Annotated in this window: 13 protein-coding genes, 1 pseudogene and 1 riboswitch; of the genes and pseudogenes, 5 read left to right on the forward strand and 9 right to left on the reverse strand. The window is 53.5% G+C overall.

Translation table 11 applies throughout. The features are described from left to right. Positions 1 to 482 precede the first annotated feature (482 nt). The 4 genes and pseudogenes from HX778_RS04945 to rlmA all read left to right on the forward strand — a co-directional run bounded on the left by HX778_RS04945 (position 483) and on the right by rlmA (position 3,112). A complete protein-coding gene (locus HX778_RS04945) occupies positions 483 to 626 on the forward strand; it encodes a DUF2627 domain-containing protein (RefSeq protein ID WP_008454022.1) in 144 nt (47 codons plus the stop codon). A 12-nt stretch (positions 627 to 638) separates the two neighbouring features. Beyond that, the gene (gene cspE / locus HX778_RS04950) at positions 639 to 848 is read left to right on the forward strand and encodes a transcription antiterminator/RNA stability regulator CspE (RefSeq protein WP_001062678.1); all 210 of its coding nucleotides are present in this window, start codon (positions 639 to 641) and stop codon (positions 846 to 848) included. Between the two features lie 3 nt (positions 849 to 851). Beyond that, a pseudogene (ftsI, locus tag HX778_RS04955) lies at positions 852 to 2,246 on the forward strand (peptidoglycan glycosyltransferase FtsI); the annotation flags it as partial. Positions 2,247 to 2,308: 62 nt separating this feature from the next. Further along, the gene (gene rlmA, locus HX778_RS04960; protein WP_176981416.1) at positions 2,309 to 3,112 is read left to right on the forward strand and encodes a 23S rRNA (guanine(745)-N(1))-methyltransferase; all 804 of its coding nucleotides are present in this window, start codon (positions 2,309 to 2,311) and stop codon (positions 3,110 to 3,112) included. Here the strand turns inward: rlmA and mntP are convergent, their stop codons facing one another. The 5 genes from mntP to manX all read right to left on the reverse strand — a co-directional run bounded on the left by mntP (position 3,113) and on the right by manX (position 7,288). Continuing rightward, on the reverse strand, positions 3,113 to 3,685 hold the full coding sequence (gene mntP / locus HX778_RS04965; RefSeq protein WP_038482077.1) for a manganese efflux pump MntP: 573 nt from the start codon (positions 3,683 to 3,685) through the stop codon (positions 3,113 to 3,115). It abuts the gene before it with no gap. A 6-nt stretch (positions 3,686 to 3,691) separates the two neighbouring features. Next, positions 3,692 to 3,880, reverse strand: a riboswitch (yybP-ykoY riboswitch). A gap of 198 nt (positions 3,881 to 4,078) precedes the next feature. After that, entirely contained in the window at positions 4,079 to 4,537 is a 459-nt protein-coding gene (locus HX778_RS04970; protein ID WP_176981417.1) for a DUF986 family protein, read from the reverse strand. Between the two features lie 60 nt (positions 4,538 to 4,597). Further along, a complete protein-coding gene (locus tag HX778_RS04975) occupies positions 4,598 to 5,449 on the reverse strand; it encodes a PTS mannose transporter subunit IID (RefSeq protein WP_038482083.1) in 852 nt (283 codons plus the stop codon). 12 nt (positions 5,450 to 5,461) lie between these two features. Then, a complete protein-coding gene (locus tag HX778_RS04980; RefSeq protein WP_038482086.1) occupies positions 5,462 to 6,262 on the reverse strand; it encodes a PTS mannose/fructose/sorbose transporter subunit IIC in 801 nt (266 codons plus the stop codon). Positions 6,263 to 6,325: 63 nt separating this feature from the next. Further along, on the reverse strand, positions 6,326 to 7,288 hold the full coding sequence (gene manX, locus HX778_RS04985) for a PTS mannose transporter subunit IIAB (RefSeq protein WP_038482089.1): 963 nt from the start codon (positions 7,286 to 7,288) through the stop codon (positions 6,326 to 6,328). 475 nt (positions 7,289 to 7,763) lie between these two features. Here manX and yoaE point away from each other — a divergent pair, with 475 nt between their 5' ends. Beyond that, entirely contained in the window at positions 7,764 to 9,326 is a 1,563-nt protein-coding gene (gene yoaE, locus HX778_RS04990; RefSeq protein WP_176981418.1) for a CNNM family cation transport protein YoaE, read from the forward strand. Between the two features lies 1 nt (position 9,327). On the opposite strand, the gene HX778_RS04995 is transcribed toward yoaE, so the two are convergent. From HX778_RS04995 to pabB, 4 genes are all read right to left on the reverse strand, one after another. Next, positions 9,328 to 10,926 carry an EAL domain-containing protein gene (locus tag HX778_RS04995; RefSeq protein ID WP_176981419.1) on the reverse strand — a complete coding sequence of 533 codons (1,599 nt, stop codon included), beginning with the start codon at positions 10,924 to 10,926 and terminating at the stop codon, positions 9,328 to 9,330. Between the two features lie 344 nt (positions 10,927 to 11,270). Next, positions 11,271 to 12,635 carry an L-serine ammonia-lyase gene (gene sdaA, locus HX778_RS05000; protein WP_038482098.1) on the reverse strand — a complete coding sequence of 455 codons (1,365 nt, stop codon included), beginning with the start codon at positions 12,633 to 12,635 and terminating at the stop codon, positions 11,271 to 11,273. A gap of 183 nt (positions 12,636 to 12,818) precedes the next feature. After that, a complete protein-coding gene (locus tag HX778_RS05005) occupies positions 12,819 to 13,415 on the reverse strand; it encodes a CoA pyrophosphatase (protein ID WP_038482101.1) in 597 nt (198 codons plus the stop codon). Positions 13,416 to 13,418: 3 nt separating this feature from the next. Beyond that, a complete protein-coding gene (pabB, locus tag HX778_RS05010) occupies positions 13,419 to 14,786 on the reverse strand; it encodes an aminodeoxychorismate synthase component 1 (RefSeq protein WP_176981420.1) in 1,368 nt (455 codons plus the stop codon). Positions 14,787 to 14,840: the final 54 nt, after the last annotated feature.

Consider the following 14,840-nt stretch of genomic DNA (forward strand, 5'->3'; position numbering starts at 1 on the left):
CTCTTTTAATTCATCGAAACGTTTTTATTGCCTTATCCTGGGGCAATTTGTCATTAAACTTTCATTATTTTGGTGCATTATAATCGGTCTGCTGTACAAGCTTTATTCTGCAGTGCATTTAAAAGGCCATGGCGAAAGCCGTTATCCTGACGTCCTGACTGGCCTTAGGTTAATTTGTGCATAGATATGCATAAAAAATCATAAAGATATATCCTCAAAAGTGGATTTTATTAAACGGATATCTGGACGAAAAGTAAGGTTTACGCTAAGGTTCCAAAGTTGCCGGAATGTTGTTGAAACACAATCTCTTGCGGTAACTTTACGTGGCGAAAATTTACGTCAATAAGCGCAGATTACTTTCTTAAAGTAATCGTGTAATTTTCTGAATCTGTGCGGCAGATCGACACATGCTTAAAAATGGCTTGCCATTGTTTACGTTGTGTGTGATAACACGTTGGGTTAAACGAGGTACAGTTCTGTTTATGTGTGGCATTTTCAGTAAAGAAGACCTGAGTAAACACGTTGTCGTTGAATACCGCTTCTCTGCCGAGCCTTATATTAGTGCCTCATGCAGTAATGTCTCTGTTTTATCTAAGTTATGCCTGCGGGCGAAGAATACAATCTAAGGAATTTGCAAAATGGCAAAGATTAAAGGTCAAGTTAAGTGGTTCAACGAGTCTAAAGGTTTTGGTTTCATTACTCCAGCTGACGGCAGCAAAGATGTATTCGTACACTTCTCTGCAATCCAGGGTAACGGCTTCAAAACTCTGGCTGAAGGCCAGAACGTTGAATTCGAAATCCAGGACGGCCAGAAAGGCCCTGCTGCAGTTAACGTGACTGCCATCTAATTTGCCGCTCGTATTCACAGCAACGAACGCGGCCGTTTTATCTATCTCGCTCGGCAGCTGGATCCCCAACAGGCACAGTACATCGACAAACTGAATATTCCCGGCATCGCGCTGCGCGATGAATCACGTCGTTTTTATCCCGCCGGGCGGGTGGGTGCCAACCTGATTGGCTTCACCAACATTGACGATCAGGGTATTGAGGGCATCGAGAAAAGCTTTAACCAGCAGCTCACCGGCAAAGAAGGTGAACGTCTGGTGCGTAAAGACCGCTATGGTCACGTGGTAGAAAATATTACCGAGAACCCGGCCAGTCCCGCGCACAATATTCAACTCAGTATCGATGAACGGCTGCAAACCGTCACCGAAGACGCGCTGAGCAACGCCGTGTCGTGGAACAAAGCAGAATCCGGTGCGGCGGTGGTTATCGACGTACAAACCGGTGAAGTGCTGGCGATGGCCAACTATCCCACCTTTAACCCGAACAATCGTGAGGATGCCACGCTTGATGACTTCCGTAACCGTGCAATAAGCGACACCTTCGAACCCGGCTCTACGGTAAAACCGATGGTGGTGATGACGGCTCTGCAGCAGGGAATAGTCCGGCCGGACAGCGTGATTGATACCCATCCGTTTACGCTTGACGGGCACCATATCCGCGACGTTGGTTTTTATCCGCAGCTGACGCTGACCGGGGTGCTGCAAAAATCAAGCGATACCGGGGTTTCACGCCTTTCGCTGGCGATGCCAGTCCAGCATATCTGGGATACCTACCATAAATTTGGTTTCGGCGTGCCAACGTCAATTGGGCTGACGGGGGAAAGTCGTGGCCTGCTGCCGGTACGTCAGCGCTGGGGCGAGCTGGACAGAGCGACTTTTGCGTTTGGCTATGGCCTGATGGTAACGCCGCTCCAGCTTGCTCACGTCTATGCGACTATCGGCAGCTTTGGTATTTCCCGCCCACTCTCCATCACGCGTGTTGATCCGCCGGTCGAAGGGCAGAGAGTCATGCCGGAAGAGATTGTTCATGAAGTGGAACACATGATGGAAAGCGTCGCGCTGCCCGGCGGCGGCGGTGTTAAGGCTGCGGTGCATGGCTACCGCGTGGCGGTGAAAACAGGGACGGCGAAAAAAATCGGCCCGGATGGTAAATATGTCGATCAGTACATTGCCTATACGGCAGGCGTGGCCCCGGCCAGCAATCCTCGCTATGCGCTGGTGGTGGTGATTAACGATCCTTCAAACGGTAAATACTACGGCGGTGCGGTGTCGGCCCCCGTGTTCAGCCAGATCATGGGAGATGTTTTACGCCTCGAAAATATTGAGCCCGACGGGCTGCCGGCCGGAGACAACAGCATGATGGTGTTGAACAAAATGGAGAATGACCACGCCGCCATGTAGCGGTTTCGCAAAAGGGGCGTTTGGCGTTACACTTGCGCCCTTTATTGCCTCCGGAGTTCTCTATGTCCTGGCTTTGCCCACTCTGCCATACCGTGCTTGCCGCTGGCGCGAACGGTTATCGCTGCCCCCAGGGGCATCAATTTGATGTAGCCAAAGAAGGCTATGTTAATTTGCTGCCCGTTCAGCATAAACGTTCGAAAGATCCGGGTGACAGCGCGGAAATGATGCAGGCTCGCCGGGCTTTTCTCGACGCCGGGCACTACCAGCCTCTGCGGGATGCTATTTGCCAGATTTTAAAGACGATAACGCCTTCTGCATTACTGGATATTGGCTGTGGTGAGGGCTATTACACGGCGGGATTTGCTGGCGTGGTGGCAGAGAAGGGCGGAGAGACCAGGGGGCTGGATGTTTCAAAAGTCGCTATTCGCTACGCGGCGAAACGCTACCGTGAAGTTAAATTCTGCGTGGCATCCAGCCACCGCCTGCCGTTTGCCGATGAAAGCATGGATGCGATTGTGCGCATTTTTGCTCCCTGCAAGGCCGAAGAGTTGGCGAGAGTGGTGAAGCATGGCGGCGTGGTGATTACCGCCACGCCTGGACCACGCCATTTGATGCAGCTCAAAGGGCTGATTTACCAGGATATCGTATTACACAGCGAAGAAGTGGAAGCTATGCCGGGCTTTACCCTGCAGCAAACGCTGCAGCCGGGCTGGACAATGAGCCTGCGCGGCGATGAAGCCGCAGCCCTGCTGCAAATGACGCCGTTCGCCTGGCGCGCCCGCCCGGAAGTATGGGAAGCGTTGAAGGCAGAAACGGCGTTTAGCTGTGAAACAGATTTTGTAGTACGGGTCTGGCAGCGCGATTAATCAGTTAAACGCGGTGAAATGGCTGTACATAATCTGGCAGCCAATGCCTATCAGGACAATACCGCCGAGGATCTCGGCGCGTTTCCCCAGTATCGGGCCGATAAAGCGGCCTACCATAATACCCAACGTTGACATGATTGCCGTCGCGCAGCCGATGGCTAACGCCGTCTGAATAATATTGACCTGCAGGAAGGCAAGGCCGACGCCCACGGCCATCGCATCGAGGCTGGTGGCAATCGCAGTGGTGACCAGCAGCCAGAAGCCGTGGCGATGAATTTTTGGCGCTTCTTCCTGCCCTGCGCCACGGAAGCCTTCCAGCACCATACGCCCGCCGAGGAACACCAGCAGGATAAATGCGACCCAGTGGTTCCATTCCAGCACGACCTGGCTTGCCAGCAGACCAAGTCCCCAGCCGATAAGCGGAGTAATCGCTTCGATAACGCCAAAAATAAGGCCGATACGAAGGGCTTCGGAAAATTTAGGTTTATGGAGCGTGGCACCTTTACCGATGGAAGCGGCGAAAGCATCCATGGACATGCCGAAAGCAAGAAGAATAGTGGCGGAGAGATTCATCATATTGCCTCAGTTGGGGATATCCATATACACGCAAACCATCCCCAACTTTACGATGGCGCGTGCCTATGGTCTCGCCTACTCAGAACTCTGAGGCGTACATGCCACGTTAATCTCAAGGACGGATATAACGAGTATGTTGACATGTACATTTCTGCCTATGGCAGAAATCGGCTACTCCCCAACGACGGGCGCAACCTTAACATATTTTTTTAAATTAAAACAATCTTTGAATTCTATTTTTTATCGTCATTTATTGATAACGATTTGCATTTAACTGCATATGCAAAGGAAACGTTAAAATAAAGCCGCACAAATCTTAAGAAATAGCATAGGCTATGTTTTTAATGGCGAAAAATAAGCCACAAATATAGACATTGCTATAATTGTAACTTATTGAGTTGCAACCATTAACTTGTAGATTTTTTCGAGATCATCAATATTCTTTACCCGAATCAATAAGCGCCGCTGTTCTAATTGCAGCACCAGCACGCCGTCCTCGGATAAATTCATCTCTTTAATACGGTTATATTCCACCCAAACATTGGCGAAGAAAAAACCATGGCTTTTGAACAAAATCTTAGGCTGCCTGAACCACGACAGATAAATGGCCATCAATGCCAGAGCAGATAATAACCATGTGGTCAGCGGGGTACCGTGAGAGGTGATGTTGTTGTAGATGAGGATGCCGATGAGAAAGACAAAGATGGCGCTGTCGACACGGTTGCGGCGAAGCAGGGGGATTTTAAGCAGGGTTTTGCCCTTCAACTTGTCCATCAAGAACTCATCGTAAACCGCAAAAGCCAGCAGCAGCGCGATGAAAACAACCAGCACGACATCCGTCAGCGTCATGAAACCTCCCGTTAAAGATAAAAAAACCGGGGGCTAAGTGCCCCCGGTTATCACAACAAATTACAGGCCCAGCAGGCCGATAGCGTAACCCACAATACCGATGACGAAGAAGCCCATGATTATCCACAGCGCGTTGACCTTTTTGCGCAGCAGCCACATACAGGCGAAGGTCAGCAGCAGCGGGACCAGGCCCGGCATCAGCTGGTCAAGGATAGTCTGTACGGTAGTAACCTTAACGGCCCCGGTCTGGTCGGTGATTTTTGACACCACCAGCGGGATGTTAACGTGCGTCCACTTGTTAACCAGTGCCCCCATGACAAAGAGGCCGAGAATGGACGCCCCTTCCGTCAGTTTCTGCAGGAAGCCGCCGCCCATATCCTTAACGATATCGACCCCTTTGCGATAGCCATAGGCCACGCCATAGTAGCGGGTCAGCAGGCGCACGGCGTTGAACAGGATGAAGAACAGCAGTGGCCCAAGCAGGCTACCGCTCATCGCGATACCCGCGCCCAGGGCAGCAAAGACCGGACGTACGGTACCCCAGAAAATAGGGTCACCCACGCCTGCCAGCGGCCCCATCAGGCCAACCTTGATGCCGTTTATCGCACCGTCGTCAATCGCTGCGCCGTTAGCACGCTGCTCTTCCATCGCCAGCGTAACGCCAAGCACCGGGGCGGCAACGTAAGGGTGGGTGTTAAAGAACTCCAGGTGACGCTTGATGGCCTGACGGCGTTCTTCGTTGTTTTCCGGGTACAGTCGTTTGATAACCGGCACCATACAGAAACAGAAGCCTAACGCCTGCATACGCTCGAAGTTCCATGAACCCTGGAACAGGTTTGAACGCAGGAATACGCCACGGATATCACTCTGGGTGATTTTCTTCTCAGTCGCTAATTTAGTGGAATCAACCATTTCGCTCACCTGTTAGTCCAGTTCGTTATCAAGATCGTTAGCGGCAGAAGCCTGGGCCGGCGCGCCAGCGCTACGGTTATATTTAGGGCTCAGCTGGATGTAGAGGATGGCCATAACTGCGCCAATCACGCCCAGTGCCACCAGGTTGAAGTTGGTGAACGCCGCGGTAACGAAACCGAGGTAGAAGAACGGCATCAGGTAGCCCGCACGCATCATGTTGATGACCATTGCGTAACCCACTACCACGATCATGCCGCCGGCGATGTTCAGGCCGCTGGTGACCACTTCAGGAATGGCGTTCAGCATGTTCTGAACTTCACTGGTGCCTACGGAGATGGCGACGATAACCGCTGGAATCGCGATACGCATTGCCTGCAGGAACAGAGAAGAAACGTGGATCCAGGACAGCGCCGTCAGGTTGCCGTTGTTGGCGGCCTTATCCGCTGCGTGCTGGAAGCCCACGGTAATGGTACGAACGATAATGGTCAGTACCTGGCCCGCGGCGGCAAGTGGAATCGCCAGCGCGATACCCGCCCCGATGCTTTGGTGCCCGGCGATAACCAGGATGGTAGAGATAATTGAGGCGAGGGCGGCATCAGGCGCCACGGCGGCACCGATGTTCATCCAGCCCAGGGCAATCATTTCCAGCGTACCGCCGATGATGATGCCGGTTTTCATGTCGCCGAGTACGGCGCCGATTAAAGTACAGGCGATAAGCGGACGGTGGAACTGAAATTCATCGAGCACCGACTCCATACCGGCGATACAGGCTACGACAAACACCAGCACAATCTGAAGAGTGGTAATCTCCATTGTACTTCTCCTATTGACGATGACTTATGTGTGAAATCTGAGCAATATTATTAGTGATGACAATCATTTAACTTTAGCGATCAGATCCATCATTTTCAGTTTTTGATCTGTAGACACTTTCCGCGCTTCGAGCTCAATACCGCGGTCATTCAGTTTTTTGAAAGCTTCGATATCTTTTTCATCTACGGAAATAGCGTTGTTGACCTGGGTTTTGCCCTGGCGGAACGCCATACCGCCGATGTTAACGGAGGTGATTTTTACGCCGCCTTCGACGATACGCTCCACGTCGGTTGGGTTGGTGAACAGCAACATCACGCGGTCGCCGGCATATTTAGGGTTGTTGTAAACGCGGATCATTTTCGCGACATCCACGACGTGTGCGGTAACGCCCGGCGGTGCGACCTGAGTCAGCAGAGTTTTACGGACCGTGTCCGCCGCCACTTCGTCGCTAACGACGATGATGCGGGTGACGTTGGTTTCTTTCGTCCAGCGGGTAGCAACCTGGCCATGAATTAAGCGGTCGTCGATACGTGCCAGACCGATATTCATGTAGTCGTTTGGCCCCATCGGTTTGGCCGGTGCTGCGGCTTTCGGCACGGCGGCGACAGCAGGTGCTGCTTTTTCTACCGGTTTGGCCTTCAGCGCCTTCACGCCTTCACGGCCGGTTTCTACCGCGTGTGCGACCAGATCGTCGAAGGTAGGGTTGTCGTCACGCGACATCAGGGTTTCGACCAGCATCGGGATATTGACCCCGGCGACCACTTCGTAATGTTCTTTATCAACAACGATACGGCTTGCTGCATTGAATGGACTGCCACCCCAGGTATCCACGAGGAATAACACGCCTTTGCTGGTGTCCAGTTTCTCCAGCTGTGCGTTATATTTCTCGATCAGGGTTTCAGCATTTTCACCCGGGACGAAATCTATCCAGCCAACGTTTTCTTGTTCGCCTAATAGCATTTCGGCGGTTTTCAGCAATTGTTCCGCTGCCCAGCCATGTGTGCCTATGACAATAGCAATAGTCACTTGCTACCTCCTGTTTTTGTCATTACAACACCCCTCGAAGGGTGCGGTGGTGTATCGGTCTCGGTTTTAGCGAATCGATTCAGATAACACGTTCAAAGTAGAACAAACTATTTGCCGGAATTATTTTAGACAGTGAAAAAATAATTTATGTGATGAAGATCCGTAATTTAACTTTGTCACTAATTCAAACAATTACGCTGTAAAATATGGTCATCGGAAGTTGCAAAAAAATTGCAAAGTCAGGTAAATCTTTGCCAAAGCCCGGTTTCCTTTGATAATGTTAGCGTCCGATTCACTTTCAGGAGTAGCGGGCAGTAGCCCACCCTATGGACCGTCACCGACGTCTTTTCACTGCCGGGATGCCTAAATCCCCCCTTCTCAGCGGCGTTTCGCACCCGCAAATACGATTCACTAGCTATTTTGCGTCCGTTACTCACGGAATGCAGATTTTCTGCGCCCAGGACGGGAGTCTGACATGGAACTGTTAATGGACCCGCAAATCTGGGCGGGTTTACTCACGCTTGTGGTGCTGGAAATCGTACTGGGTATTGATAACCTGGTCTTTATTGCCATTCTGGCGGACAAACTGCCGCCGAAACAGCGCGATAAGGCTCGACTGATCGGCCTGTCGCTGGCGCTGATTATGCGACTGGCGCTGCTGTCGCTGATCTCGTGGCTTGTCACGCTTACGGCGCCGCTGTTCAGCGTTGCTGACTTCACGTTCTCGGGCCGCGACCTGATTATGCTGCTGGGGGGTATCTTCCTGCTGTTTAAAGCCACAACGGAGCTGCACGAGCGCCTTGAAAACCGCCAGCACGACGACGGGCACGGTAAAGGCTATGCCAGCTTCTGGGTGGTGGTATTGCAGATTGTAGTGCTGGACGCCGTGTTCTCGCTGGATGCGGTAATTACCGCCGTGGGGATGGTAAACCATCTGCCTGTCATGATGGCTGCGGTCGTCATTGCGATGGGCGTTATGCTGCTGGCCTCCAAGCCGCTGACCAATTTTGTCAACCAGCATCCGACGGTGGTTGTGCTCTGTCTGAGCTTCCTGCTGATGATTGGTTTGAGCCTGGTCGCGGAAGGTTTTGGCTTCCACATTCCGAAAGGCTACCTGTACGCGGCCATCGGTTTCTCGATAATCATCGAGCTGTTTAACCAGATCGCCCGTCGTAACTTTATTCGTCATCAGTCTCGCCAGCCGCTACGCGCCCGTACCGCCGATGCGATTCTGCGCATGATGAGCGGCAAACGTCAGGAGCGTACGCAGCACAGCGAAGACAGCAAAGCGATGAGGCCTATTGAGGCCGAATCTTTCGCCGAAGAAGAGCGCTACATGATTAACGGCGTGCTGACCCTGGCGTCACGTTCACTGCGCAGCATCATGACGCCACGCGGGGAGATCTCCTGGGTTGATGCTATGAAAAGCGTCTCTGAGATCCGCGCGGAGCTGCTGGAGTCCCCGCACAGCCTGTTCCCGGTATGCCGTGGTGAACTGGATGAAATCATCGGCGTAGTGCGTGCGAAAGAGCTGCTGGTGGCGCTGGACGAAGGCGCTGACGTGGCGGCGATTGCCGCGCAGTCTCCGGCCATTGTGGTGCCGGAAACGCTGGACCCGATCAACCTGCTTGGCGTGCTGCGTCGGGCCCGCGGCAGCTTCGTTATCGTGAACAACGAATTTGGCGTGGTACAGGGCCTGGTCACGCCGCTGGACGTGCTGGAAGCGATTGCCGGTGAATTCCCGGATGCGGACGAAACCCCAGAGATAGTGCGTGACGGTGAAGGCTGGCTGGTGAAAGGTTCCACCGATCTTCATGCGCTTCAGCAGCGTCTGGACATTCATCGCCTGATGCACGACGAACAGGACATCGCCTCTATTGCGGGCCTGGTGATTTCGGTGAACGGCCATATCCCTAAAGTGGGAGACGTTATCGAAGTGCCGCCGCTGCGTATTCAGATAGTTGAAGCGAATGATTACCGGGTCGATTTGGTTCGCGTGGAGAAAGAACGCTCTCCACACGAGGACGAAGAAGAGTAATTCAGCGCGCAGGGAAGACCGGGATAGCCCGGTCTTCATGGCGAGGGGGCGGCGGCATGTTGCCCTCGAGCCAGTGAGCAAAATCCCTCAGCGGCATGGGTTTTGCGTATAAAAAGCCCTGCAACACCGCCACACCGTTACGCCTTAGATACTCTGCCTGCTCCTGCGTTTCCACCCCTTCAGCCACCAGATCGATATCCAGCCTTTGCCCAAGGGCAATAATAATATCCGTCACCGTAGAGTTAACCGCATCGGTACCGATAGCGGCGGTAAAGGATTTGTCTATTTTCAGCACATTGGGATTCAGCGTCTCGAGATAGGCGAGCGAGCTGTGCCCGGTGCCGAAATCATCGATAGCCAGGTCAATACCGAGCCTGTGTAGCTCCTGAACCACGCTGTGATCCATCGCGGGCAGGGCGTTACGCTCGGTGAGCTCAAGCGTCAGTTTTTGCTTCGGCGTCGCCGGGAACCAGTAGCGTTTCAGGTCGCGAATAATCGCGCCGTCGTGGAAGTGGCTGGCGGCAACGTTCAGGCCAATGTGAAACCCTGGCGTTTTAGGGAATATCTCAAGGTGGCGTACGGTTTCATCCAGCACAAATCGCGTGAGCGGGGCGATTTGCTGCTGCTGCTCCGCCAGGGGAATAAATACCTCCGGTGAAATCCAGCCCTGCCTCGGGTTATTCCAGCGCAGCAGCAGCTCCACGCCAACGCATTCTAAATTTCGGGCGCTGACCAGCGGCTGGCAAAAGACTTCAAATTCCCGGGCGGCAAGGCCGAGGTTGATTTCCCAGGAGAAGCTCATGCGGTTGGCGGTGGCGAGCCAGGCAATGTAGCCCACCAGCATGCTGAGCAGTAAGGCCAGCGGGAGCTGCGACGGCAGGTTTTGCAGCGTCAGCTGGTCGGCGGAAGGCCCGATTGCGGTGATGGAGTAAGGGTAAAGTTTTGAAGCCGTTTGCTGAGAAACCTGATCCTCATCCGGAACGATCTTAGCCTGCAGGCCCGAGCCGTATTCCAGATGATCGTTGCCAACGTTAAGCACCGCGCGTGTCACCCAGGGGTGCTCCGGTTTTAGCAACAGGCTGGTGAGCATCTGGATATTAATAATCTGCATAACGCCATCACGCGTTTCGCCTGGCTGCGGGCGCCAGAAAATCAGTACCGGAGTGCCTTTTAACAGCGAGCTGTCACGCGATAAAAAGAGCAAAGGGTCGGGCGAAGGCAGGCGGGTATGGAGCTGATGAATTCCCACATCGCGGCTGCCATAAATACTGGAGCAATAAAGAACGCCGTCCTGGATTAAGCCAATGGCGCGCACCGTTTGCATTTTTGCCGCGTGCTCGCGGATTTTTAATTGGGCATCGGCGCAGGAGGTGCCGATAAGCTGCATGATGTCGTCGCTGACGGTATTAAGCGGGGCGAGAAGTGTATCAAGGGTATTTATAACTCTTTGATTAAACTGAGCTACGCGTTGTTCGTTAAGGTTTCGTTCGGTCGTGTACCTGACGCTAAGCGTGACGATTAAAACTAAAATGGCGAGTACGGCGCAGACAATAACTCGCCTGCGGCGATAGTCAGAAATAATCCGCTGTGCCGTTTGCATCCCTGTTTCCCTGTTTCTCGCCGCAAGAAGTGAGGCGTAACGTTATCATCAAAGTGTAGTGGGATATCAGGGTGGCAAAAAAATAAAAAAAGATAAGATAAAAAAGCGGCGCCGAGACTGCTGACAAAGTTAATTGCTCTAAAAAAGTCCGAACCCAGGTCTACTAAAAACAATGAATAATGTTCTCTGGTTTGCTCCAAACAGTCGAAAACCACGTTTTTCGGCTGTTTGTCATCAATCTGAGCGCCGCATAAGCGGCGCCGAATGTGGCTTATATTTCTGATTTAAGGCTGGATGAGCGGGAGTATTGGTCTCTTGCTCCCCGACTTTCTGGCAACTTATTCTTAATCACACTGAACCTTAATCGCCAGGCCGCCTCGCGATGTTTCGCGGTATTTGGCGTTCATGTCTTTGCCTGTCTCATACATCGTTTCAATGACTTTATCGAGCGAAACGCGTGGCGCGCTGGTACGGCGCATCGCCATGCGGGTAGCGTTGATTGCTTTAACCGAGGCAATGGCATTACGTTCGATACAAGGCACCTGAACCTGCCCGGCGACCGGGTCACAGGTCAGGCCAAGGTTGTGCTCCATGCCGATTTCCGCAGCGATGCAAACCTGCTCAGGGGCCGCGCCCATAATTTCCGCAAGGCCCGCGGCCGCCATCGAACAGGCAACGCCAACTTCGCCCTGGCAGCCGACTTCCGCCCCGGAGATTGAGGCGTTCATTTTGTAGAGCACGCCGATGGCACCGGAAGCCAGGAAATAACGAATCCAGGTGTCTGGCGTGACCGGCTCGATAAAGTGGTCGTAGTAGGCCAATACTGCCGGAACAATCCCGCAGGCGCCGTTGGTTGGGGCCGTAACGACGCGCCCACCGGCGGCGTTCTCTTCGTTCACCGCCAGCGCAAACATGTTCACCCAGTCAACCACGTTCATCGGGTCGCTGGAGAGCTTGTCGCTGGACACCAGCATACGGCGCAGGGCAGATGCACGACGCGGTACTCGCAGCGGGCCAGGCAGCACGCCTTCGGTGTTTACGCCCCGGTCGATACAGGCGCGCATGGTCTGCCAGATGTTGGCGAAGTAATCTTCGATTTCCTGGCGGCTGTGCAGCGCCAGTTCGTTCTGCATCACCATGCCGGACACGGACAGCCCGGTGTCCTTACAGTGCTGCAGCATTTCCTGGGCGGAGTTGAACGGATAAGGCACGGAAACTTCGTTTACCGAATCTTTCCCGAAATGCTCTTCGTCAACGATAAAACCGCCGCCGATGGAGTAGTAGGTTTTGCTGTAGATCTCTTTGTCGCCGTTGTAGGCGTGGATCTGCATGCCGTTTTCATGCAACGGCAGGTTATCGCTGCGAAAACGCATGCCGTTATCCTGCGGGAAATCGACTTCATGGCGGCCCTGAGCGATAAGCAGACGACCACGAGTTTCTACGTCGCGGATAAAGGCTGGAATGGCATCGATATCAACGTTATCCGGCTGGTTGCCCGCCAGACCCATGATAATCGCGATATCGGTGTGGTGGCCTTTCCCCGTCAGGGAAAGGGAACCGTAGACGTCCACCGCAATACGGGTGGTGCTGTCCAGCAGCCCTTGTTCGATCAGTGCGTCGACAAACTGTTTCCCGGCCTTCATTGGCCCGACGGTATGGGAGCTGGATGGCCCGATGCCGACCTTGAACATGTCGAATATGCTAATCACGCTAAAACTCCTCTGATAGCACCCTGTTTCATGGAACATGATGCTTTGAAATGGCTAAGCGCTAGTTTAAAAATTTATTGGTTCCACCAGGAAACTATTCACATGAATTAAACTAATGCTTAACCATAAACCACCTAATAGCAGATGATTTATGGCCTTTATGGTTATTAAATATAGCCATTTTCAGCGTTTTAAACTGTCGTCTGGATCGCTATCTACCTGTAAAGAAAGTTCCCGAATTATGCCCGCCGTCATACCCCAGACAAAATAACGTTGATACCAGGATAGCCACACGCGGTGCGCGTTGCCGCGGCGATGGATGTCTAAAGGATGGTAGCGTCCGAGGCGAAGCGCTTCGGCAAGCGGCATCTCAAAGACCGCCGACACTTCATCTTCGCTGGCGCGCCACGGTAAATCGGGTGGAATAATGCCGACAATGGGCGTTACCTGGAAACCGGTCACGCTGTCCACCGGGGGAAGGGTGCCGATAACGTCGACACACTCTGGCGGAATGGCGACTTCTTCCTGAGCCTCGCGCAATGCGGCGGCAATCAGCGAACTGTCGGTGTCGTCTACCGCCCCGCCGGGGAAGGCCACCTGGCCCGCGTGTTTACGCAGCATGATGGAACGCTGGGTGAGTAAAAGCCCCGGCTGAGGCCGACGCACTATCGGTACCAGTACCGCCGCCTGACGTTTGTTGCTGACAGGGCCGCTTTCAGTAGGGCGCAGCAGTTGAAAGCGGGTGAGGAAATCATTCAGCGTCAGGGACGAACCGACCATGCATTAACTCTCCAGTAGGGGCAAAATACGATTAACTTTGTCAAAAGTTTCCTGATATTCCGCCGCTTCGTTACTGTCGGCGACGATCCCGCCGCCGGCAGAACAGTATAATTTTCCGCCTTCAGCGGTCAGCGTGCGGATGGTGATGCTGGTATCCATATTGCCGCAGAAGCTAATGTAGCCGATACTGCCGCACCATGCGTTGCGCCTCTGTGGCTCCAGCTCTTCGATAATCTCCATTGCCCGCACTTTGGGCGCGCCGGTAATCGACCCCCCGGGGAAGGTGGCCTGCAGGAGATCGCAGGCGCTGAGGGTTTCGGGAAGCTCAGCGGTAATCGTGCTCACCAGATGATGAACCGCAGGGAACGGCTCGACCACGAAAAGCTCAGGCACTTTGACGCTGCCCGGTACCGCCACGCGGCCAATATCGTTGCGCAGCAAATCAACAATCATCAGATTTTCTGCGCGGTCTTTAGCTGAGTTTGCCAGCCGGTTTGCCTGTGCGGCATCGGCTTCAGGCGTTGCCAGACGCGGCAGGGTGCCCTTAATCGGCCGGGTCTGGATTTGCTTGCCTTCAAGCAGCACGAAGCGTTCCGGGGAAAGGCTAAGAATGCAGCTTTCAGGCAGTCTGAGGAAGGCGCTGAACGGCGCGCGGTTTGCCTGATTAAGCCGCTCGAATGCCTGCCATTCATCACCTTCATAGCTGGCGCTGAAGCGCTGGGCAAGATTGACCTGGTAACAGTCTCCATTGCTTAAATAAGCCTGAATCTGGCAGAATTTCTCACCGTAAGCTTCGCGCGACATATTGGAATGCCATTCGCTGGTCAGCCTGAAAGGTTGGGCAGGCTGGCGTGGTTTCAACGCCTCAAGCCAGGCCAGACGAGACTCGATGTCTCCGCAGCAGACCAGCGTCAGGCGCTCAAGCTGATGGTCTGCAATCAGCGCCCAGTCATAAATACCCACGGCCATATCCGGGGTGGTTAAATCCTGCTCCGTCGTCACGGGTAATGTTTCAAAACGTCGCCCCAAATCGTAGCCAAATAAACCCAGCGCGCCGCCGCAGAAGGGGAAATCAGATTGGGACTGTGCGAGAAAACCAAAGCTGTTCAGCGTATTTTGTAGCAGCTCAAGCGGGCAATCTTCGTGATGCGACAGATTGCCGTCGCGCTCAATAATCGTTTCCTGCCCGCGCGTGACCAGCGTAGCCAGCGGATTGGCGACCATAATGTCGAAACGGTTATGAGGGTGATCGGCAAACCCGGAATGGAGCAGCATGGCCCAGGGCTGGCCCGAAACAGGGCGAAAATAGTGCTGAACGGCATCGGGCTGCCAGCTGAGTTCGTAAAAATCGGGGGTAGCTATAACATTCATCTTGGTAGCATCGTCTGGAGCAGAGTAAAGTAGCGGCTCCAGCACTGTAACAGG

The sequence above is a fragment of the Cedecea sp. P7760 genome (assembly GCF_013386425.1).
Taxonomy (GTDB): domain Bacteria; phylum Pseudomonadota; class Gammaproteobacteria; order Enterobacterales; family Enterobacteriaceae; genus Cedecea; species Cedecea selenatireducens.

Coding starts and splice junctions, on each gene's coding strand:
- HX778_RS04975 (WP_038482083.1), bottom strand. CDS start 5,449: ATGGTTGATTCCACTAAATTAGCGACTGAGAAGAAAATCACCCAGAGT.
- mntP (WP_038482077.1), bottom strand. CDS start 3,685: ATGAATCTCTCCGCCACTATTCTTCTTGCTTTCGGCATGTCCATGGAT.
- cspE (WP_001062678.1), top strand. CDS start 639: ATGGCAAAGATTAAAGGTCAAGTTAAGTGGTTCAACGAGTCTAAAGGT.
- HX778_RS04970 (WP_176981417.1), bottom strand. CDS start 4,537: ATGACGCTGACGGATGTCGTGCTGGTTGTTTTCATCGCGCTGCTGCTG.
- HX778_RS05005 (WP_038482101.1), bottom strand. CDS start 13,415: ATGGTCGGTTCGTCCCTGACGCTGAATGATTTCCTCACCCGCTTTCAA.
- HX778_RS04980 (WP_038482086.1), bottom strand. CDS start 6,262: ATGGAGATTACCACTCTTCAGATTGTGCTGGTGTTTGTCGTAGCCTGT.
- HX778_RS04945 (WP_008454022.1), top strand. CDS start 483: ATGTGTGGCATTTTCAGTAAAGAAGACCTGAGTAAACACGTTGTCGTT.
- yoaE (WP_176981418.1), top strand. CDS start 7,764: ATGGAACTGTTAATGGACCCGCAAATCTGGGCGGGTTTACTCACGCTT.
- HX778_RS04995 (WP_176981419.1), bottom strand. CDS start 10,926: ATGCAAACGGCACAGCGGATTATTTCTGACTATCGCCGCAGGCGAGTT.
- pabB (WP_176981420.1), bottom strand. CDS start 14,786: ATGAATGTTATAGCTACCCCCGATTTTTACGAACTCAGCTGGCAGCCC.
- rlmA (WP_176981416.1), top strand. CDS start 2,309: ATGTCCTGGCTTTGCCCACTCTGCCATACCGTGCTTGCCGCTGGCGCG.